Annotated in this window: 17 protein-coding genes, 1 tRNA gene and 2 pseudogenes; 13 read left to right on the top strand and 7 right to left on the bottom strand. The window is 68.1% G+C overall.

Translation table 11 applies throughout. The features are described from left to right. A partial coding sequence (locus Q0747_RS05190) for an integrase core domain-containing protein (protein ID WP_298252256.1) occupies positions 1-210 on the top strand: 210 nt, incomplete at its 5' end. A gap of 88 nt (positions 211-298) precedes the next feature. On the opposite strand, the gene Q0747_RS05185 is transcribed toward Q0747_RS05190, so the two are convergent. Continuing rightward, positions 299-371 (bottom strand) — tRNA-Ala (locus tag Q0747_RS05185). Between the two features lie 107 nt (positions 372-478). Here Q0747_RS05185 and Q0747_RS05180 point away from each other — a divergent pair. The 3 genes from Q0747_RS05180 (at position 479) to Q0747_RS05170 (ending at position 5,543) form a co-directional block, all read left to right on the top strand. Continuing rightward, positions 479-2,053: a DHA2 family efflux MFS transporter permease subunit gene (locus tag Q0747_RS05180; protein WP_298252254.1), complete on the top strand. Its 1,575-nt coding sequence runs from the start codon at positions 479-481 to the stop codon at positions 2,051-2,053. Between the two features lie 9 nt (positions 2,054-2,062). Further along, positions 2,063-3,559, top strand: coding sequence for a S10 family peptidase (locus Q0747_RS05175; RefSeq protein ID WP_298252252.1), 1,497 nt, complete (start codon positions 2,063-2,065; stop codon positions 3,557-3,559). Positions 3,560-3,743: 184 nt separating this feature from the next. Next, positions 3,744-5,543 carry a glycoside hydrolase family 15 protein gene (locus Q0747_RS05170; protein ID WP_298252250.1) on the top strand — a complete coding sequence of 600 codons (1,800 nt, stop codon included), beginning with the start codon at positions 3,744-3,746 and terminating at the stop codon, positions 5,541-5,543. 18 nt (positions 5,544-5,561) lie between these two features. On the opposite strand, the gene Q0747_RS05165 is transcribed toward Q0747_RS05170, so the two are convergent. Continuing rightward, the gene (locus Q0747_RS05165; RefSeq protein WP_298252248.1) at positions 5,562-6,062 is read right to left on the bottom strand and encodes a DUF456 domain-containing protein; all 501 of its coding nucleotides are present in this window, start codon (positions 6,060-6,062) and stop codon (positions 5,562-5,564) included. 126 nt (positions 6,063-6,188) lie between these two features. Between Q0747_RS05165 and Q0747_RS05160 the strand changes: the two genes are divergently transcribed. Further along, positions 6,189-7,196 carry a hypothetical protein gene (locus Q0747_RS05160; RefSeq protein WP_298252246.1) on the top strand — a complete coding sequence of 336 codons (1,008 nt, stop codon included), beginning with the start codon at positions 6,189-6,191 and terminating at the stop codon, positions 7,194-7,196. A 74-nt stretch (positions 7,197-7,270) separates the two neighbouring features. On the opposite strand, the gene Q0747_RS05155 is transcribed toward Q0747_RS05160, so the two are convergent. Next, positions 7,271-8,188, bottom strand: a complete 918-nt coding sequence (locus Q0747_RS05155) for an SDR family oxidoreductase (protein WP_298252245.1) — start codon at positions 8,186-8,188, stop codon at positions 7,271-7,273. A gap of 362 nt (positions 8,189-8,550) precedes the next feature. Between Q0747_RS05155 and Q0747_RS05150 the strand changes: the two genes are divergently transcribed. From Q0747_RS05150 to Q0747_RS05135, 4 genes are all read left to right on the top strand, one after another. Then, entirely contained in the window at positions 8,551-9,180 is a 630-nt protein-coding gene (locus Q0747_RS05150; RefSeq protein WP_298252243.1) for a flavin reductase family protein, read from the top strand. A 114-nt stretch (positions 9,181-9,294) separates the two neighbouring features. Continuing rightward, positions 9,295-10,377, top strand: coding sequence for an acyl-CoA desaturase (locus tag Q0747_RS05145; protein ID WP_298252241.1), 1,083 nt, complete (start codon positions 9,295-9,297; stop codon positions 10,375-10,377). Positions 10,378-10,465: 88 nt separating this feature from the next. Continuing rightward, entirely contained in the window at positions 10,466-10,957 is a 492-nt protein-coding gene (locus tag Q0747_RS05140; protein WP_298252239.1) for a nucleoside deaminase, read from the top strand. A 151-nt stretch (positions 10,958-11,108) separates the two neighbouring features. Next, complete coding sequence (locus Q0747_RS05135; RefSeq protein WP_298252237.1) at positions 11,109-11,375, top strand: hypothetical protein; 267 nt, start codon at positions 11,109-11,111, stop codon at positions 11,373-11,375. A gap of 22 nt (positions 11,376-11,397) precedes the next feature. Here Q0747_RS05135 and Q0747_RS05130 read toward each other — a convergent pair. After that, positions 11,398-12,644, bottom strand: a pseudogene (locus Q0747_RS05130) (IS256 family transposase). A 121-nt stretch (positions 12,645-12,765) separates the two neighbouring features. Between Q0747_RS05130 and Q0747_RS05125 the strand changes: the two are divergent. Further along, positions 12,766-13,434: pseudogene (locus Q0747_RS05125) on the top strand (IS982 family transposase); the annotation flags it as partial. Between the two features lie 11 nt (positions 13,435-13,445). On the opposite strand, the gene Q0747_RS05120 reads toward Q0747_RS05125, so the two are convergent. Next, entirely contained in the window at positions 13,446-14,294 is an 849-nt protein-coding gene (locus Q0747_RS05120; RefSeq protein WP_298252235.1) for a CoA ester lyase, read from the bottom strand. 230 nt (positions 14,295-14,524) lie between these two features. Between Q0747_RS05120 and Q0747_RS05115 the strand changes: the two genes are divergently transcribed. The 3 genes from Q0747_RS05115 to Q0747_RS05105 all read left to right on the top strand — a co-directional run bounded on the left by Q0747_RS05115 (position 14,525) and on the right by Q0747_RS05105 (position 17,290). Next, the gene (locus Q0747_RS05115; protein ID WP_298252233.1) at positions 14,525-16,165 is read left to right on the top strand and encodes a thiamine pyrophosphate-binding protein; all 1,641 of its coding nucleotides are present in this window, start codon (positions 14,525-14,527) and stop codon (positions 16,163-16,165) included. Positions 16,166-16,217: 52 nt separating this feature from the next. After that, positions 16,218-16,652, top strand: a complete 435-nt coding sequence (locus tag Q0747_RS05110; RefSeq protein ID WP_298252231.1) for a VOC family protein — start codon at positions 16,218-16,220, stop codon at positions 16,650-16,652. Positions 16,653-16,858: 206 nt separating this feature from the next. After that, the gene (locus tag Q0747_RS05105; RefSeq protein WP_298252229.1) at positions 16,859-17,290 is read left to right on the top strand and encodes a hypothetical protein; all 432 of its coding nucleotides are present in this window, start codon (positions 16,859-16,861) and stop codon (positions 17,288-17,290) included. A gap of 40 nt (positions 17,291-17,330) precedes the next feature. Here the strand turns inward: Q0747_RS05105 and Q0747_RS05100 are convergent, their stop codons facing one another. Then, positions 17,331-18,662: an AMP-binding protein gene (locus Q0747_RS05100; protein ID WP_298252227.1), complete on the bottom strand. Its 1,332-nt coding sequence runs from the start codon at positions 18,660-18,662 to the stop codon at positions 17,331-17,333. Between the two features lie 49 nt (positions 18,663-18,711). Next, on the bottom strand, positions 18,712-20,070 hold the full coding sequence (locus Q0747_RS05095) for an MFS transporter (RefSeq protein ID WP_298252225.1): 1,359 nt from the start codon (positions 20,068-20,070) through the stop codon (positions 18,712-18,714). Positions 20,071-20,131: the final 61 nt, after the last annotated feature.

Genomic DNA, 20,131 nt, shown 5'->3' with positions numbered 1-20,131 from the left:
CACAACGGCAAGGTGGAGCGCTACAACCGGACCCTCGCCGAAGAGCTTCTCTACGCCCGCGAATGGATCTCAGAAACCCAGCGCGCCGACGCCATCACCATCTGGAACATCCACTACAACTACCATCGAGCACATACTGCGATCGGTGACCAACCCCCAGCCTCACGCCTCCACCAGACCATCACCAACGTCATGACACAGAACAGCTAGACAGCCGGCGCCGCGGGCGGAAGGCCCTCCGATACAGCAGAACCCCGATGCGCTTTCGCGCATCGGGGTTCTGGGACGTCGTCTTGGGTGGAGCTTAGGGGAATCGAACCCCTGACCTTTTCATTGCGAACGAAACGCTCTACCAACTGAGCTAAAGCCCCGGATGCTACCCACCACACTGTACCCACGAGGACGGCCTGAGCTCAAAGTCGCATGACCGCACCGCGGCCGGGGCCGACTGTCGGCTGCCGGGCGTAGTCTTCTGACCATGTCCAGCACCCCCCGGGCGCACGCCCCAGCCGTCGTCGAGAACGACGACATCCGGCCCTGGCCCGCGCTCTGGTCGCTCGTCATCGGCTTCTTCATGATCCTCGTCGACTCCACCATCGTCTCCGTGGCGACCCCCGCGATCATGGAGGGCCTCGACGCCGGCATCGACAGCGTCATCTGGGTGACCAGCGCGTACCTGCTGGCCTACGCCGTCCCGCTGCTCGTGACCGGCAGGCTCGGCGACCGGTTCGGGCCCAAGCGCATCTACCTCGTGGGCCTGGTGGTCTTCACCCTCTCCAGTGCGTGGTGCGGTCTGGCCGGATCGGTCGAGGCCCTCATCCTGGCCCGTGTCCTGCAGGGACTCGGCGCCGCCCTCATGACACCGCAGACCATGTCCGTCATCACCCGGATCTTCCCGCCCGAGCGCCGCGGCGCCGCCATGGGCCTGTGGGGTTCGGTGGCCGGTATCGCCACACTCGTGGGTCCGGTGCTCGGCGGGGTGCTCGTGGACTCCGCCGGGTGGGAGTGGATCTTCTTCATCAACGTGCCGGTGGGCGTGGTGGGCTTCGTCCTCGCCGCGCGCCTCGTGCCCACCCTGCCGACCACGGCGCACCGCTTCGACATGCTCGGGGTCTTCCTCAGCGCCGCAGGGCTCTTCTGCCTCGTGTTCGGCATCCAGGAGGGTGAGACGTACGACTGGGGCACCATCGCCGGCCCGCTGTCGGTCTGGTCGCTCATCATCACCGGCATCGTGCTGCTCGTCGCCTTCGTCGTCTGGCAGCGGATCAACCGGGGGGAACCGCTGCTTCCGCTGAGACTCTTCAGGGACCGCAACTTCTCCCTCGCCAACACCTCCATCACCGCCATGGGCTTCTCCATCACCACCATGAGCCTGCCCCTGATGCTCTACGCACAGACTGTCCGCGGTCTGTCCCCCACCGAGGCGGCGCTCCTGCTGACGCCGATGGCCGTCATCTCGGGCGTCCTCGCCCCCTTCGTCGGCCGGTTCGTCCAGCGGAGCAATCCGAAGTACCTCGCTGTTGCCGCGTTCGCCAGCATGTCCGGCGCCCTCTTCTGGCTGGGCTCCATCCTCACCACGGACGTGCCGATCTGGATGCTGCTGCTCCCGGTCTCCCTGCTGGGTCTGGCCAGTGCAGGGATCTGGGCGCCGGTGTCACTGACCGCCACCCGCAATCTCGCCCCATCCCTCGCCGGAGCCGGCTCCGGCGTCTACAACACCACCCGCCAGATGGGCGCCGTGCTCGGCAGCGCTGCGATCGCCGCCATGATGCAGTCACGCCTCATGGCGAACGTGGGTGGAGGGGCCATCAGTGCCACACCGGGTGCGGATCTGCCCGACGAGGCGAAGGCCGCGTACGCGCTCTCGATGGGCCAGTCCCTCTATCTCCCGGCCAGCGTGGTCATCATCGGATTCCTGGCCGCCCTCTTCTTCGCGAAGCCGCAGCAGAACCGCATCTGGGAGGAGGACGCCGGCTCGGCCGGGAGGAAGGACCCCGCGCAGGAGGCAGGAGTGACCGACACCCCTACCGTTGCCTCGGAGAACTACCGGTAGGCTGCTGCCATGGCTGACGAGACGCAGGACACACGTGACCCGGTGAAGGACCAGCAGGACGGTGAACAGGCGCAGGCCAGGGAGGTCTCCGACGACTTCGCGGTACGCGAGCACACCTCGGCCTCCGGCCTGAAGTACACGACCACCACGGGGCGCCTCGTCCTGCGCCGCGAGGAGACGAAGGACGGCAAGGCCGACGGCTTCAAGCCCAAGGCGGAGATCTTCCTCGTCGCCTACACCAAGCAGGACCCCGAGCCCGGCAGGCCCGTGACGTTCGCCTTCAACGGCGGGCCCGGTTCGGCCTCCGTCTGGCTGCATCTGGGCCTGCTCGGTCCGCGCCTCGTGGACTCCGGCGACGTCGGCTCCATGACCCCGGCGCCCTTCGGTCTGGTCGACAACCCGGACAGCCTGCTCGAATCCAGTGACCTGGTCATGATCGACCCGGTGAACACCGGCTTCTCCCGTGTGGTCGAGGGCGAGACGGCGGACGAGTTCCACGCCTTCGTGCAGGACAGGGACCTCGTGGCCGAGGTGATCCGGCTCTGGACCACCCGCAACAATCGCTGGCTCTCCCCCAAGTACCTGGTGGGAGAGTCCTACGGCACGCTGCGTGCCGTGGCGGTGGCCGGACGCCTCTTCGACGCCTACGGCATGGCCGTCAACGGCCTGGGGCTCATCTCCACGGTGCTGAACATGTCCACCCTGCGCTTCTTCCCCGGGAGCGATCTGCCCTACGCCCTGCACATCCCCACCTACGCCGCCATCGCGCACTTCCACGGTCGCCACGGCGATCGCGAGCTGGACGACGTCGTCCGGGAGGCGGAGGACTTCGCCGCCCGCGACTTCGGCTACGCCCTGACCCAGGGCAACCGGCTGAGCGCCGCGGAGTACGACGACGTCGTCGCCCGCCTCCACGCGATCACCACCCTCGACGAGGGGTTCATCCGCAGGACGAATCTGCGCTGGGCCTACCACGATTTCGCGGCCGAGCTGCTGCGCGCCGACGGACTCGCGGTGGGACGCATCGACGGCCGCTTCGCGGCGAGGCCCGAGAGTCTGCAGTCCTCCGACGCGTTCGACGATCCGAGTCTGCGGGCCATCACCGGACCGTACTCGGCAGCGATGAACCACTACGTCCGGGCGGAGCTCGGGTACGAGAACGACCTGCCCTACGAGATCCTGACGGCGCGCGTGCACCCGTGGAGCTACCGCACCTTCGAGGGTGCGCCCGTGGACGTCTCGGGCGTCCTGGAGCGGCTCATGGTCCACAACCCGACGCTCCGGGTGCATGTGGACTACGGCTACCACGACGGCGCGACGCCGCACTTCGCGGCCGAGTACGTCTGGGCGCACATGGATCTCGACGACGCGGCCCGCGCACGCTTCACGCACCACTACCATCGGGCCGGGCACATGATGTACCTGAACCCGCAGGCGAGGGATGCACAACTCAGCGCGCTGCGGACCTTCGTCTCCCCAGCAGGATCCGGCCGGGAACAACCGTAGGATGGGACCACCGGCGGCAGCAGCTGCCGGGCCCGAGCAGAAGGACACACCATGTTGAGAAGAATCCTCTGGGCAGTGGTGCCCCTCATCGCCTCCCGCATCATGAGGAAGCGTCGCGGCGGTCAGCAGTCCGACGGCGGCCGCAACGGATCTGCGAACCGCTAGCAGAAGACGGGACCCGATCATGGCCATCCGGGACGACGCCGGCTTCGCCGACCTCCGCTCCTACGCCGCCATCGGCGACGGACGCACTGTCGCCCTCGTGGCCCTCGACGGGTCGATCGACTGGTATCCCACGCCGGATCTCGACTCGACGCCGTGCTTCGCGCGCCTGCTCGACGCCCGTGAGGGCTTCCTCTGGCTCGCCCCGTCGGAGGAGTACACGGTGGAGCGCCGCTACGTGGACGGCACGAACGTCCTCGAGACCACCTACACCACCGCCGCTGGCATGGTCCGCGTCACGGACTCGCTCAACACGGGCGTGGCGGGCCGGCTGCCCTGGGGCGAGCTGGCCCGGAGGATCGACGGCCTGAGCGGCGCGGTGGACATGGCCTGGAGCATCACGCCCGGATCGTGCTTCGGCACCGCCTCGGCCTGGCTCGACGGCACGCCCGATCAGCCCATCCTGCGCAGCGACGGCGTGGGTCTCGCGATCTGCGGCATCGACCACGGGCTCAGGACGCCCGAGGGGCAGACGGTGGAGGGCGGGTTCACCACCTCGGAGGGCTCCAGGCACCTCGTGGCCGTCGTGTCCACGTACGGCGAACCGCTCCCCCTTCCCGATCCGCGGACCATCGACGACGGCGTCGATCGCACCATCCGCAACTGGCAGGTGTGGTCCGACACGGTCGACTACACCGGCGAGTACCGGCACGCGGTGCTCCGCAGCTCGCTCGCCCTCAAGCTCCTGCTGCACAGCCCGTCCGGCTCCATCGCCGCCGCCGCGACGACCTCCCTGCCGGAGAGCGCCGAGGGCGGCAAGAACTGGGACTACCGCTATGCCTGGGTGCGGGACACCGCCTACACGCTCCATGCGCTCACCCGCGTGGGGCTGCGCGAGGAGGTCCACGCCGCGGTCTCCTGGATGCTCAAGAACCTGCGGTCCCAGGGCCCCGACCTGGAAGTGTTCACGCGCCTGAACGGCAGCACACCTGAGGGTACGCGCCACCCCGACCTCACCGGCTGGAGGAACATCGGTCCGGTGGTGGACGGCAATCCGGCGGCGGGACAGCTGCAGCTTGGCGTCTTCGGTGACCTCTTCGACATCGTCTGGGAGTACGTGCAGTCCGGGCACACACTCGATCCGAGCACCATGCGCCAGCTCGCCGAGATCGCGGATCTCACCTGCGACATCTGGCAGAACCGCGACGCAGGGATCTGGGAGCTGCCGGAGGAGCGCCACTACGTCAGCTCGAAACTGGGCTGCTGGAACGCGCTGAAGTGCGCCGTCCTGCTCGCCGAGAGCGGCCAGCTGCACGGCCCAGTGGACCGGTGGATCACCGAGCGCGACCGCATCCGGGCCTGGGTCCACGAGAACGGCTGGTCCGAGGAACGGCAGAGCTACGTCTGGTACCCGGGTTCCACCGAGTTGGACGCCTCGATCCTGCTGCATGCGATGAGCGGTTTCGACACCGGTGACCGCATGTCCTCCACGATCGACGCGCTGCGCAGCGAACTGGGTGCCGGTCCGCTCCTCTACCGCTACAGCGGCATGCAGGAGGAGGAAGCCACCTTCGTGGCCTGCGCCTACTGGACGGTGTCCGCCCTCGCCGCAGTGGGGCGCCGGGAGGAGGCGGTTGAGCTCATGGAGGAGCTCCTGCCGCTGGCCAACGACGTCGGCATCCTGGCGGAGATGATCGAGCCCTCGGACAACGCGTTCATGGGGAACCTCCCGCAGGGCCTGAGCCACCTCGCGCTGATCCACGCGGCACTGGCACTCTCCGATGACGCGTCACGGGAAGGACGGCGCGCCGACCACAACTGAGCGGTCGGGCCGGATGCCTCACAGCGTGGCGAAGTAGACCCAGACGCCGATCACCCAGGTGGTCGCCGCGAGGCAGGCGAGGCCCAGCTCGGCCAGGATGCCGAGCCCTGTGGCCCTGAGGGCATGGACGCTCGAACTCAGTGCGGCACCGGCGGTCCGTTGCCGGGCGTACTCGCTCGCGAAGAGCCCGACGGCGAAGCCGACGAACAACCCGACCACGGGAATCACGAACAGGCCCACGATCCCGGTGAGCACGCCGATGGTCACGGATCTGCCGGGGATCTCCCGCTGACGGAGGCTGCGTCCGGTGAGGACCAGGCCGGCCGAGAGACCGGCGCCGGCCAGCACCGTGCCGATGGCGAACACCACCCAGCCCTCGACGCCGGCCACGGTCAGCGCCCACACGAGCAGTGCCGCGATGACCAGGATGCTGCCGGGGAGCACCGGGACGACGATGCCTGCGATCCCGACGGCGATGAGCAGACCGCAGACCACTGTCATGAACACCTGGAGCTCCATGCCTCCAGTCTCGCATCCCGGCTCGCAGCAGCGGCCCGGCCTGATCCGTCGGCGCCGGGGATGGAATACTGTGGGAAAAACTAAGCAACCTTAGTGAGCCCGAGGGCGCCGAGACCAGGAGGACCAGTGAGCACACCAGGAGCAGGGAACAGGGACGAGTCACGTGGCGGGTCGTCACCCGACGGGGACGAGCGGGTGGACAGCCCGGGGCCCCCCACGCGGTCGATGGATCTGGGGGGCTCCGGCCGCGGCTCGAGCGTTGCCGGCACCGCGGGCGGCACGGACGGGGACGACGACGCCGGGGACTACGTGCCGGGCATGTACTCCGATGCGCCGCACGATACCGACGAGCACACCGGGTTCCGGCCCGCGCCGGTCTCCGCCTCGAAGGACGCGCACGCCTCGACACGCGAGCCCACCACGCAGGAACACACCCAGGTGGCCCCGGTGACCGCGACACGCTCCTTCGGTGACACCGGAGCCCACTCCGGCGACCGGGAGCAGAACAGCGTGGCGGGCCGTCCGGACGCTACCGGATCGACGACGCCGAGCGTGGAGGACCGCAAGGTGCTGCACCAGCGCGAGAAGGAGCACTTCGGCGGCATGAAGTTCGGCTCGGCGTTCTTCGGCTGGCTCACGGCGACGGGCATGTTCGTGCTGCTCTCGGCTCTCATCGGGGCCGTGGCAGCCCTGTTCGGCGCGGGCGCCGATCTCTCCACCGCCGACCTCACGAGCGGTTCCGGTGAGGTCCAGGCAGCAGGGATCACGGCCGCCGTGATCTTCGGCATCGCCCTGTTGCTCTCCTACTACGCCGGCGGGTACGTCGCCGGCCGCATGGCCCGCTTCAGCGGCGCCAAGCAGGGAGTGGCCGTATGGCTCTGGGCGGTCATCGTCGCCGTCGTCGTGACCGTCGTCGGCCTGATCGTCGGGAACCAGGCGAATGTCACGGACCAGTTCCAGAACCTGAACCTGCCGTCCGTCGCGGACCTCACGGTCCCGGGCCTCATCAGCCTGCTCGTCGTCGCGGCGGTAGCCCTCCTCGGCGCGGTGCTCGGCGGTCTCGCGGGGATGCGCTATCACCGCAGGATCGACCGGACCGACTTCGACGCCGTCGCCGACCGCGCGGGCCGGTGACCACGACCGACCGGCCGTAGACAGCTCAGGCCCCGACTCCACGGAGTCGGGGCCTGAGCTGTTGGGGCGGACACTCAGGGCGAGGGCATGCCGCCGTTCACGTTCAGCGTCTCACCGATCACGTAGCTCGCTTCGGACGACGCCAGGAAGACGTACGCCGGGGCCAGTTCGGTCGGCTGGCCGGCGCGTCCCAGCGGGGTGGCCTTCCCGAACTCGGGGAGCGCCTCGGCCGGCTGTCCACCGGAGGGCTGCAGCGGGGTCCAGATGGGTCCCGGCGCCACCGCGTTCACGCGGATCCCCTTGGGAGCGAGCTGCTGCCCGAGTCCCTTGGTGAAGTTGTTGATCGCGGCCTTCGTGCTGGCGTAGTCCACCAGCGTGGGCGAGGGCTCGTACGCCTGGATGGAGGTGCTGTTGATGATCGCCGATCCGGGCTGCAGGTGCTTGAGCGCCTCCCTGGTCACGCGGAAGAACGAGTAGATGTTGGTCTTGAAGGTGTGGTCGAGCTGCTCGTCGGTCAGCTCCTCCAGCGACTCGACGGCCACCTGCTTGCCGGCGTTGTTGACGAGGATGTCCAGCCCGCCCAGTCCGTCGGCCGCCTGCTGCACCAGCGACACGCAGTACTCGGCGTCCTTGAGATCGCCCGGGATGCAGAGTGCGGTGCGGCCCTCTGCCTCGATGAGCTCCTTCACGGTCTGCGCGTCCTCCTCCTCCTCGGGAAGATAGGACAGGGCGACGTCGGCGCCCTCCCGCGCGTAGGCGATGGCCACTGCCGCGCCGATCCCGGAGTCCGCGCCGGTGATGAGGGCCTTGCGGCCCTTCAGTCGACCGGTGCCGCGGTAGGACGTCTCCCCGCGGTCGGCTCTGGGCTCCAGGTCGGATTCCAGCCCCGGCTCGGCGGTGTGCTCCGCTGCGGGTGTGATGCTCTCGAAGCGCGTCACCGGGTTCTGGAAGGTGTACTGGTCGGTCGATCCTGCGGTGCTCTCGGACGTCATGGGTGTTCTCCCTGTGCAGAGTGCGTGCCGGGCCGTGGGGCGCCGGAAGGGTCAGCGGCCGAGTCGTGAAAACTAAGCCTGCTGATAATTCTAGAGCCGCGCCGGGTCTCGGACAAGTTCCCGGGGCAGCACCGGGGAGGCCCGGACGGATCGACCTGAAGGCGCCGGAAGAGGTGGGGGGAGCGTCAGAAGAGAACGGAGAAGAAGCCGGCCCCGATACCGAGGACCAGGGCGACGACGACGAGCCAGACGATGGGTGTGCTGAGCTTGCGCATGTAGTTCATGGTGCGGTCAGTCTAGCCGCCGGCATCCGGCCGGGAACTCGATGCCGGACGCCCGCAGGACGCCGTTAGGCTGCATCCATGCGCAGAGACGTGATCCCGGATCCCGAGGCCAGCCGGGTGTTCTACAAGTTCCTCACCTCCGTCGTCGTCCCGCGACCCATCGCATGGATCTCCTCCACCTCGGCCGACGGCGTCGACAATCTCGCACCCCACTCCTTCTTCACCGTCGCGTCGGTGAACCCGCCGATAGTGCAGTTCACCTCCGTGGGCGTGAAGGACTCGGTGCGCAACATCAGGGCCACCGGCGAGTTCGTGGTCAGCTTCACGCCGGAGGACCTGTTCGAGGCCGTCAATGCCACCGGCACCAACTTCCCGCCCGAGGTCAGCGAGTTCGACGCCGCCGGGCTCACCCGCGAGCCGAGCACCACGGTGACGCCGCCCCGCGTCCTCGAGTCGCCCGCTGCCCTCGAGTGCCGCCTGCACTCGATCCAGGAGATGGGAGACTGCACGCTCGTCTTCGGCGAGGTACTGCACGCCGTGGTCTCCGAGGACGTGCTCGACGGCGACCTGCCCGACGTCGGGGCGCTCAAGCCGCTGTCCCGCCTCGGGAAGAACGAGTGGAGTGCCCTCGGCGAGGTCCTCCGGATCACCCGCATCCCGGTGGAGGAGTGGCCCCGGGATGACGAGGGCCCCGAGCACAAGCGCTGATCGGTGCGAATCACGTTCAGCAGCTGCCCAGGGTATCCCCATATACTTGGACCATCTGCGGGCTAGCACCCCACCCCCTTGGCTGGGAAGCCTTCCGCTACCCCCAGGGATCTCATGAGCATTGCTGCTGCCCCCCGTACCGTTCGCATCTCCAAGCCGAACGACGTCGTCGCCTCCTATTCCGTGCTGCTGAAGCAGGTGCGCAAGGAGGGTCTGCTGAACCGTCGCCGGCGCTTCTACGTCTCGGTGTTCGCGCTGCTGACGCTGGCCATGGGGGCCGCCTGGACCGGCTTCGCCCTGCTGGGCGACACGTGGTTCCAGCTGCTCATCGCCGCGGCCCTCGGCGTCGTCCTGACGCAGGTGGCCTTCCTCGCCCACGAGGCCTCCCACCGGCAGATCTTCAGGACGCGCGGCGCCAACGACTGGTCGGGGCGCATCCTCGCCGCCGGCGTCGTGGGTATCAGCTACGCCTGGTGGATGGACAAGCACACCCGGCACCACAATGATCCGAATACCAAGGGCAAGGATCCGGACATCGAGGTGGACACCATCTCGTTCCTGGAGGAGGACGCGGCGAAGGCCAGGGGCATCCAGGCGTGGATCACGCGCCGCCAGGGGTACCTGTTCTTCCCGCTGCTGACCATGGAGGGCATCAATCTCCACGCCCGCTCGATGGGCACCCTCTTCGCCCGGCGTGAGATCAAGGGCCGCTGGGTGGAGCTTGCCCTGCTCGGTGCACGCTTCGGCGCATATCTCACCATCCTGTTCTGGTTCCTCCCCGTGGGTATGGCGTTCGCGTTCCTCGGCGTGCAGCTCGCCGTGTTCGGGGTCTACATGGGCGCGAGCTTCGCGCCGAACCACAAGGGCATGCCCGTGGTGCCGAAGGACAGCAAACTGGACTTCTTCCAGAAGCAGGTCCTCACCTCACGCAACATCCGTGGCGGCTCGTTCGTGAACAACGCCTTCGGCGGTCTGAACTTCCAGATCGAGCACCACCTCTTCCCCGACATGCCGCGCCCGCACCTGCGCCGCGCCGCCGTCATCGTCAAGGAGCACTGCGAGCGACTCCGCGTGCCGTACACCGAGGTGGGCGTCGCGGCGTCCTACGGCGCCGTGGTGTCCTACCTGAACCGCGTGGGCCTCGCCGCACGGGATCCCTTCGACTGCCCCATGGTCAACCGCTACCGTCGCCCCTGAGGGACACGGCCGGCAGAGTCTGTCCAGCCCTCGTCCGGGCGCTGCGACCATCGCCCTCGCTGCGGCCGTCGGCGCCTAGGATCGGATCATGACTACTGACCCGTCGGTCGAACCCGATCCGTCCCTCGTGCAGCGTTCCGTCGATCTGGCCCTCGAGAACGTCGATGCCGGGGGAAAGCCGTTCGCGTGCCTCGTGGTGCGCGACGGCGAGACCCTCCTGGAGGCGACGAACCAGGTGGCGCAGACCGGAGATGTCACCGCTCACGCCGAGATTGAGGCCCTGCGCCGCGCAGCCGAGCGCGGCCTGACGGACCTGAGCGACTGCGACATCTACATCACCGCCCATCCGTGTCCCATGTGCCTGGGGGCCCTCTACTACGCGCAGCCCCGCTCGGTGATCTACGCCGCCACGCGGGAGCAGGAGAACGAGCACTACGAGGACGGCAACAGGTACATGACCCTCGCCACGTTCTACGACGAGTTCCCGCTGGAACCCGAGGACAGGCAGCTGCCGATGCTCCAGGGGCGTTCCGAGGACCCGGCCGCGCCTTTCAGGAGCTGGACCGAGCAGAACGGCTGAGAGCCGACAGCGTCGCTTTCGTCGCCATCGCCATCGCCGTCCCCTTGGGTGTTCCAGAGGCCGTCGCCGTCTCCCCTAGATGAGTGAGTCCTATTGGGTGGTTGCAGCGTGGGCGCTGTTAATCGAAGGCGGAGGGTGTTAAACCCTGTGTGTGAAGACAGATTTGAACACCCTCCTGACCACACTGTACGTGCATCTTGATGATCGGATTCTGCCAGCGGTGGGTTTCAGCAGAGCTCATCATCCGGGTCGCAAACCCGTGCTCACCGATGTCGAGTTGCTGTGCCTGGTCGTTGCCCAGCAGATGCTCGGTATCGCCTCGGACCGCAAGTGGATCCGCTACGCCCGCTCTCATCTGATCAGCATGTTCCCGAACCTCCCGCAACAATCAGGGGTCAAGTCCCTGGTGGTGGTGTAGCGGTGGGTGATCCTTTTGGTTGTTAGGCGCTGAGTTCGAGGCTGGTGTCGGTAGTTGCCTCCTTCCCGGTGTCGGTGACGAGGGTGAGACGGGATTTCGCGAGGATGTCGAGTCCGAGGTAGCGGCGTCCTTCAGCCCATTCATCGGTCTGTTCGGCCAGGACCGCTCCGACGAGGCGGATGATCGCGTCACGGTTGGGGAAGATCCCGACGCTGTCGGTGCGACGCCGGATCTCGCGGTTCAACCGTTCGTTGGGGTTGTTTGACCAGACCTGTTGCCAGAGCCCTTCAGGGAAGCTGGTGAACGTAAGGATGTCCGCCCGAGCAGCATCGAGGTGCTCATGGGCGTCGGGAGTGTGTCCTGGACGTAGTCCAGGAGCCGGTCGAACTGGGCATGCACCGCTTTGGCGTCGGGTTGGTCGTAAACCGAGTGGAGCATCGCTTTGACGGCCGGCCACGTACTCTTCGGCGTCACACTCATGAGATTCGCCGCGTAGTGGGTCCGGCATCTCTGCCATGCAGCTCCGGGCAGGTTCGCGCCGATCGCCTCGACCAGGCCCCGGTGGGCGTCGGAGGTGACGAGCCGGACACCGGCGAGGCCGCGGGCCACGAGGTCGGCGAAGAAGCTGTTCCACGCGGACCCGGTCTCACTGGTGGCCACGCGCAGGCCGAGGACTTCCCGGCGGCCGTCGGCGTTGACGCCGGTCGCGACCAGGACGACCGCGTTGATGACACGACCACCCTCGCGGACTTTCATGGTGAGCGCATCGGCGGCGACGAACGTGAACGGTCCGGCTTCACCGAGGGGGCGGTGGCGGAACTCGTTCACGTGCTCGTCGAGCTCGGAGGCCATGCGGGAGACCTGCGACTTCGACAGGGAGTTGATGCCCAGGGTCTTCACGAGCTTGTCCATCCGACGCGTGGAAACCCCGGCGAGGTAGCAGTCCGCGACGACGGTGATCAGCGCGCTCTCGGCCCGTTTCCTACGCTCGAGGAGCCAGTCCGGGAAGTAGGTGCCAGAGCGCAGTTTCGGGACAGCGACATCAACGGTCCCGACGCGGGTGTCCAGGTCGCGGTGCCGGTAGCCGTTGCGCTGGGTCAAACGCTCAGGGCTGGGCTTGCCCCACTCCGCCCCGGCCACGGCGTCGGCGTCCGCGGAAAGCAGGGCGTTGATCATGGTTTGCAGCAGGTTACGCATCAAATCAGGGGATGCCTCGCCGAGGGCTTCAGTCAGGAGGCGGGCAGGGTCGAGAATATGAGGAGCGGTCATCGTGATGATGCCTTTCGAGTGGGATGTGAGAGTTTCCTCGAAGGATCACACGGTGACCGCGCCTACGTCACGAGCGACGAGCCCGGCCACCGAGCGTTACACCACACTAAGGGGCACTACTCAATCAGGGTGGGGAAAACGCGTCCGGCAAGCCAGCGGCCTGCTCGCAACCGTCATCACCGAACTAGCCCGCGACAGCCCGTCCTGGTCCGAGAACACCCGGCTGATCGACTCGACCCCGCTGCCGTGCGGGACATCACGGGAGACAACCAAGCGCTCGGATCTCGCCGGACACGCCAGCTACGGATACTGCGCGTCCCACTCCCGCTACTTCTGGGGGTTCCGGCTCTACCTTGTTTGCGCTCCCGATGGGATGCCCATCATCTGGGGGCTCGCTAACCCGAAAATTGGGGAACGTGAAGCAGCCGAAGCGATGCTCCGCCACGACCACCACCTCACCCGCCCAGGCCAAGTCATCATCAGCGACAAAGGCTTCGCCGGGGCCGGCTTCGAACGCTTCATCACCCAAGAACTGGGCGTCACACTGATCCGACCCGACCGCAAGGACGAGCCGCGACGCTTCGGGAAGCTCGGCGGGATCCGACAATGGGTCGAATCGGTCTTCGACACCATGAAAGGCCAACTCACCCTCGAAGACCACGGCGGACGCACCATCGCCGGCGTCTATTCCAGAGTCGCAGCCCGCCTACTCGCACTCGCCGCCGGAATCTGGCACAACTGGCTCATCAACCAACCCCACAAACGATCCCTCACCGCCTACGACCATTAGGACTCACTCATCTAGGCGTTCCAGAGACCGTACGAGTCCGCGAGGGAGGAGATCTTCTGGGCGCGGGCCAGGCGCGGCAGGTAGGAGCCGTCGCCCACCACGGCACCCGCGGCATGGTCCCGCAGGAGCTCCGCGGCCCACGAGATCTCGGCGTCGCTCGGCGAGAGGCCGCGGTTGATGGTGTCGGTGGCCTCGGTGAGCAGGCACAGCTTGCCCGTCATCCCCATGGACGCCGTGACCCTGCACGCCTCCAGCAAGTCGTCGCCCAGCGCACCGACCGTGGGGCCGTCGATCGGGCCGGGGAGCTGGCCCACGCGGGAGGCGACCACGAGCTTGGAACGCGCGTAGGCCAGCGCCATCGGGTCGTCGGAGGCCCCGGTGTCCCGGCGGAAGTCGCCCACGCCGAATGCCAACCGGAAGGTGCCCGGCGCGCTGGCGATCGCCGTCGCGTTCTCGATCCCGAGGGCTGACTCGACCAGGGCCAGGACCGGGGTGCCCGCCTGCAGCCGCATGGCGGTGTGCGTGACCTGTTCGGGTTTCTCCGTCTGCGCGAGCATGACGCCGCGCAGGCCGGGCGCCCTGGACAGGGCGGCGAGGTCGTCGGCCCAGTACTCGGTCTCGATGCTGTTGACCCGGACCCAGGCGGTCATCCCGGTGGAGAGTGCCTCGACCACGCGCTCGCGCGCCGCGGCCTTGTCTGGCGCCGGGACGGCATCCTCCATGTCGAAGACCACGGAGTCCGCCTCGGAGGTCAGCGCGGGGATGAAATTGTCCTCGGAGGCGGCGGAGGCCAGCAGCCACGATCGCGAGAGCTTGGCGGGGAGCGCCGCGGCGCGGCTGTTTCTCAGGGAGGTGGCCATGGTCAAACAGTACTGACCCCGGCTGCACGTTTTCCACTGCAGCCGCGCCGCGCTCCCGGTGCGGTGGAGCATCCACTAGAGTGACGACGTCGGGCGCTCGTCGGCGCCGTGCCTGAAAAAGAGGCAATAAGGGTGGACCAGCCCGAGTCATATACGGAAGAACTCAACCACCGTCCCACCCAGGCATCCTCGCGACGCCAGAGGAGGGCGTTCTCCCCGAAGGATTCCCGATGACCACCGTCTCCGCCCGCATCCTGTCTGCCCTGCAGCCCCATGTCACCGACGTGTTCGGCGTGATGGGCAACGGCAACGCCCACTTCCTGGACGCCGTCATGGCACTGCGCGGATCGCTGCACTACACCGCCGTCCGGCACGAGGCCGGTGCTGTCGCCGCCGCCGACGCGTACTTCCGCGCCACGGGCCGCCCCGCCGTTGCCACGACCACCTACGGAGCCGGCTTCACCAATGCGCTGACACCGCTCGCCGAAGCGGTGAGGGCACGGATCCCGCTCGTCCTCGTGGTCGGCGATGCACCCACCAGCGGGATGCGACCGTGGGACGTGGACCAGACCATGGTGGCCGAGGGCCTCGGCGTCACCACCTTCACGGTCTCCGCCACCGCTCCGCTCGAGATCACGACGGCGGCCGTCCGCCACGCGCTCCACCGGCGCGAGGCGGTGGTCCTGGCCATCCCCTACGATCTGGCCGGCGTGGAGGCGATGGACGAACCGGCTCCCGATCCCGTGGCTCTCCCGGCCCCGATCGCGGCGTCGCCCGCCGACGTCGAGCGCATGGCCGCCCTGCTCACCGCGGCGGAGCGTCCGCTCGTCCTCGCCGGGCGGGGTGCCTGGCTCAGCGGCGCACGGGAGGCCGCCGTCGGGCTCGCGGAGAGGCTGGGCGCGCTCCTGGCGACCTCTGCGCTGGGCGCGGGGCTCTTCGACGACGATCCGGCCGCGCTGGGGATCGCCGGTGGGTGGGCATCGGACCGCACCACGCAGCTCGTGGAACAGGCCGACATCGTCCTCGTGCTGGGCGCCGGGCTCAACCAGTTCACCACCCGTTTCGGCCACGCCTTCGACAGCGCGGCGCGCATCGTCCAGGTCGACGTCGCCGGTGAGGCGACCTCGCCGCTCGTCACGGACTTCGTGCGCGCCGACGCACGCAGCGCGGCTGAAGCACTGCTCGGGTCCGTGCGGCAGCGGGACGCGGACCGCTGGCGCGACGCCGTGGACGCCCGGGACTCGCACCACGCGAGGCCCGACGGCGATCCGGCCGCTCCCGACGGTCGCCTGGACCCCCGCAGCCTCTGCCGGCGGCTCGACGCCCTGCTGCCTGCGGACCGCACAGTGGTGCAGGACGGCGGCCACTTCATCGGCTGGGCGCCCGGCTATCTGCGCGTACCGTCGCCGAACCGGCTGATCATGGTGGGCACGGCCCTGCAGAGCATCGGCCTGGGCTTCCCCAGCGCCGTCGGTGCCGCGCGCGCCCTTCCAGACTCCACCGTGGTGCTCTGCACCGGCGACGGCGGTGCGCTCATGGCCCTGGCCGACCTCGACTCGTTCATCCGGACGGCCCGCCGCGCTGTGATCGTCGTCTTCAACGACGCCGCCTACGGTGCCGAGATCCACCAGTATGCCGTCCGCGGCATCGACTCCGGCCCCATGATGATCGATGAAGTGGACTTCGCGGCCCTCGCAACGGCTCTCGGTGCTCGCGGACGGACGATCAGCAGTCTCGCCGATCTCGACGACGTCGCCACCTGGCTCGGATCCGACGACGACGGCGTACTCCTGCTCGACTGCAGGGTCTCGCAGCAGATCGTGGCGCCGTACATGCAGGAGATCGTCGCTGTCGCGACCGGCACGAAGTAGCTACGGATTCAGGACCGTCGACACGCCCGCTCCGCCTCCCTAGGATGAGCTGATGAGCGACGTGAAGCAGATCCAGGTGACCTTCGATTGCGCGGATCCGCGAGCTGTGGCGCAGTTCTGGAAGGCTGTGCTCGGGTACGTCGATCCCCCCGCCCGTGCGGGCTTCGACTCGTGGGAGGCCTTCGAGGCGTCCCTGCCCGAGGAGAGCCGCGGACAGTTCTGGGCGTGCCAGGACCCCGACGGGGTGGGTCTGCGCCTGTTCTTCCAGCGCGTGTCGGAGGGCAAGACGGTGAAGAACAGACTGCATCTGGACGTGCGCGTGGGTGTCGGGCTCACCGGCGACCAACGGGTCGACGCGTTGGAGGACGAGGCATCCCGCCTGGTGTCCCTGGGCGCACGTCGCCTGCATCTGGTGCCCGCGGACGAGGTGGACGAGTCGTTCCTCGTCATGCAGGACGTCGAGGGCAACGAGTTCTGCCTGGACTAGGCACTTGTGCCGGCAGGTGCGCAGTGGCAGGCCTTGCACAATGAGGATTGCCCCTGACGACGCGAATGACGCACGCAGTGGGGGTCAGACCCTCTGATCCGGCGCTTGTTCCACCTGCCCGCCTGACCGCGGCCGAGTCGATCGAATCGACGGCGGCGCGGTGACCTATATGCCGGAACGGCTCCCGGGGAGGCCTACTGTGAGGCATGCGCCTGACCCGGGATCGCCGACCGCTCGCACACCAACTTTCCCTCGTAGCCCTGTTCGCTGCACTGTCCGCTGGTCTGTGGTTCGGCTGGTTCGCGTGGGACACCGAGTACCAGTACAACGCAGCCACCGCCGAGATGTCAGGGCCCTACGCCGTCTGGCAGGGCGTCGGGGCGTTCCTGTGCGGGGTCGTGGTCGTGGGTTTCGCCTACCGTGTCCTGTACTTTCCGGTCGCGCTGCTTGTCCTCCCGGCATCTTTCACCATCGCCTGGGTCACTACGGCTTCCGCGCAGGACAGCTCTGGCCTATGGGCCGTCGGGATGATCCTCGTCGCCGTCGGCACTACCGCCGGCACCGCGATGATGCTCGGCGTCGCTGCCGCGATCGGGAAGGCTCCGAGGGGGAATCGGGCCACCGCCCGACGACAGTAGAAGCAGACCGCGTCGGGAGTACATGACGAGGATGCAGTCGTCAGGCCTTCGGCCGCAGATCGTAGATGCGGCGCAGCTTCCCGCTGGACCGCACGAGGGAGCCCTGGTCGACGATCCGCACGGCACACGTGGAGCCGATGTGCACCTTGATGAGGCGCCGCAGCTCGGCAGCCGCCGCCGCGCCGTCGTCGGTGCTGACGCCGTCCCGCAGCTCGATGTTGATGGCCAGCTGGTCCATGCGCTGACCGTCGGGCCGGCTCAGTTCGAGCTGGAAGTGCGGGCTGAGCGCAGGGATGCCCAGCGCCAGCTCCTCCACCTGCGTGGGGAAGAGGTTGACGCCACGGACGATCACCATGTCGTCGCTGCGCCCCCTGATCCGCTCCATCCGGCGCATGCCGGGGCGCGCGGTGCCGGGCATGAGCCGCGTCAGATCGTGCGTCCGGTACCGGATGATCGGCAGGGCCTCCTTGGTGAGCGAGGTGAAGACCAGCTCACCGGCCGATTCGTCGCCCTGCACCTTCTCCGTGAACGGGTCGATGATCTCCGGACGGAAGTGGTCCTCCCAGACGTGCGCGCCGTCCTTCGACTCCACACACTCACCGGCCACGCCGGGGCCCATGACCTCGGACAGCCCGTAGATGTCGCACGCGTCGAAGCCCATGCGGCCCTCGAGCTCCTGCCGCATGCCCTCGGTCCACGGTTCGGCCCCGAGCACGGCGGTCTTGAGCGACGTCGACCGCGGGTCGATACCCGCCTCCGCCATCGCGTCGAGGATGGTCAGCAGATACGTAGGGGTGGCCAGGATCGCGTCCGGCTCGAAGTCGCGGATCAGCTGCACCTGCCGCTCGGTCTGCCCTCCCGAGATGGGGATGACCGTGCACCCCAGGTGCTCGGCACCCGCATGGGCACCGAGCCCGCCCGTGAAGAGCCCGTACCCGTAGGCGTTGTGGACCTTCCAGCCCTTCTTGACCCCCGACGCCCGCAGCGAGCGGGCCACGAGCGACGCCCAGCGGTACAGGTCCCCGGAGGTGTAGCCCACCACCGTCGGCTGGCCGGTGGTGCCCGACGACGCGTGGATGCGTGCGATCCGGTCCTGCGGGACGGCGAACATCCCGAACGGGTACGTGCTGCGCAGGTCCTCCTTGGTGGTGAAGGGGAACTTCGCCAGATCGCCGAGTTCGCGCAGATCGTCGGGATGCACGCCGGCATCGTCGAACTTGCGCGTGTACAGCGGCACGTTCGTGTAGGCGTGCTGCACGGTGGACCGGAGCCGCTCGAGCTGCACGGACTCCAGGTGGTCCCGGGACCACGTCTCCTCCGGGTCGAGGGTGGCGGGATCAGCTGCCGAGGCTCGCAGGGTGACGGTTTCCAAGGGTGCTCCTTCGTGCGGTGCGGGGACGTGCGGCGCGGGTCGACCGTATCTAGGGGCGGTGGGGTGCCCCTGCGGTCAGCGGGGTCTCGTCCGCCTCGAGTGGCGCGCCCCTGGTCTCCTTCACCATGCTCGCGCCGATGAACGAGATGACGCAGAGGGCCATGATGTAGAGGGCTATCGAGCCGGACCACCCGGTACTGCTGAGCAAGGCCTGCGCGATGAGTGGTGCGAAGGCGCCACCGAGAATGGCTCCCAGGGCGTAGCCGATTCCGATGCCGGAGTACCGCACATTGGCCGGGAACATCTCCGCGTACATCGCGGACATGGGACCGTAGGAGAGTCCGAGCCCGATGGTCAGCAGGAAGATCCCGATGCCGTAGAGCCAGACGTTCCCGGTGTCGATGAGGAGGAAGAGCGGGATCATCCAGACGAAGATCAGGCCGTAGCCGATCTGGAAGGTGCGCACGCGCCCGATGCGGTCGGACAGCATGCCGCCGACCAGGGTGAAGATCAGCCAGCCGAAGGATGCCAGCAGTGTTGCCAGGAGGACGGGCGCGGCCGGCATGCCGAGGGTCCTCTGGGCGTAGGCGGCGAGGAACGCGATCACGAGATAGCCGGCGGCGTTGTTGCCGATGAAGATGACGGCGGCGAGCAGCACTTCGCGCTTGTTGGTCTTCAGGAGATTGCGCAGCGGTGTGGCGGTGTCGCGCTTGCGCTCGATCATGCGCTGGAAGACGGGGCTCTCGGCGACGGCCGTGCGGATGAAGTAGCCGACGACGATCAGGACCACGGAGAGCAGGAACGGGATGCGCCAGCCCCACTCGAGGAACGCCTCGGCGGACATGGAGCTGCGCAGCACGAAGAGCACGAGGGTGGCGAGGATCATGCCGACCGGAACGCCGATCTGCGGGTACGCACCCCAGAAGCCGCGCCTGTTCACGGGAGCGTGCTCGACGGCCATCAGTGCCGCACCGCCCCACTCACCTCCGGCGGAGAACCCCTGGAGGATGCGCAGCAGCATGAGGAGGATGGGCGCCCACACACCGATCTGCGCGTAGGTGGGGAGCAGGCCGATCAGGGCGGTGGCCGATCCCATGAGGACCAGGGTGAACACCAGCATCGCCTTGCGCCCGATGCGGTCGCCGAGTCTGCCGGCGATCACGGCGCCGAGGGGGCGGAAGAAGAAGCTGATGCCGATGGTGGCCAGGGAGACGAGCTGGGCCAGGCCTGCGCTCTCCGTCTCCAGCGGCCCGAAGTACAGCGTGGCGAAGACGAGCCCTGCCGCCTGCGCGAAGACGAAGAAGTCGTACCACTCGATCGTGGTGCCGACCATCGTGCCCGCCAGGACCCGACGGTCCGCCGAACTCATGCGGGTGGCGGGTTGCGACCGCCCTGCTGCTACAGCCATGAAAAACTCCCTTGTCTTCCGGTAGGTGGTGCTGGGCTCCCGCCCCTGCAGCAGCCCTCGG

The sequence above is a fragment of the uncultured Arthrobacter sp. genome, from assembly GCF_947493765.1.
Lineage (GTDB): Bacteria > Actinomycetota > Actinomycetes > Actinomycetales > Micrococcaceae > Arthrobacter_D.
The sequence above is the reverse complement of the archived record's forward strand: the minus strand, read 5'-3'. Positions and strand labels throughout refer to the sequence as shown.

What these genes read in the sequence shown, in the direction of transcription:
- Q0747_RS05120 (WP_298252235.1), bottom strand. Translation starts at nt 14,294, where the DNA reads ATGGCCACCTCCCTGAGAAACAGCCGCGCCGCGGCGCTCCCCGCCAAG.
- Q0747_RS05170 (WP_298252250.1), top strand. Translation starts at nt 3,744, where the DNA reads ATGGCCATCCGGGACGACGCCGGCTTCGCCGACCTCCGCTCCTACGCC.
- Q0747_RS05110 (WP_298252231.1), top strand. Translation starts at nt 16,218, where the DNA reads ATGAGCGACGTGAAGCAGATCCAGGTGACCTTCGATTGCGCGGATCCG.
- Q0747_RS05155 (WP_298252245.1), bottom strand. Translation starts at nt 8,188, where the DNA reads ATGACGTCCGAGAGCACCGCAGGATCGACCGACCAGTACACCTTCCAG.
- Q0747_RS05175 (WP_298252252.1), top strand. Translation starts at nt 2,063, where the DNA reads ATGGCTGACGAGACGCAGGACACACGTGACCCGGTGAAGGACCAGCAG.
- Q0747_RS05115 (WP_298252233.1), top strand. Translation starts at nt 14,525, where the DNA reads ATGACCACCGTCTCCGCCCGCATCCTGTCTGCCCTGCAGCCCCATGTC.
- Q0747_RS05150 (WP_298252243.1), top strand. Translation starts at nt 8,551, where the DNA reads ATGCGCAGAGACGTGATCCCGGATCCCGAGGCCAGCCGGGTGTTCTAC.
- Q0747_RS05165 (WP_298252248.1), bottom strand. Translation starts at nt 6,062, where the DNA reads ATGGAGCTCCAGGTGTTCATGACAGTGGTCTGCGGTCTGCTCATCGCC.
- Q0747_RS05145 (WP_298252241.1), top strand. Translation starts at nt 9,295, where the DNA reads ATGAGCATTGCTGCTGCCCCCCGTACCGTTCGCATCTCCAAGCCGAAC.
- Q0747_RS05140 (WP_298252239.1), top strand. Translation starts at nt 10,466, where the DNA reads ATGACTACTGACCCGTCGGTCGAACCCGATCCGTCCCTCGTGCAGCGT.
- Q0747_RS05180 (WP_298252254.1), top strand. Translation starts at nt 479, where the DNA reads ATGTCCAGCACCCCCCGGGCGCACGCCCCAGCCGTCGTCGAGAACGAC.
- Q0747_RS05095 (WP_298252225.1), bottom strand. Translation starts at nt 20,070, where the DNA reads ATGGCTGTAGCAGCAGGGCGGTCGCAACCCGCCACCCGCATGAGTTCG.
- Q0747_RS05105 (WP_298252229.1), top strand. Translation starts at nt 16,859, where the DNA reads ATGCGCCTGACCCGGGATCGCCGACCGCTCGCACACCAACTTTCCCTC.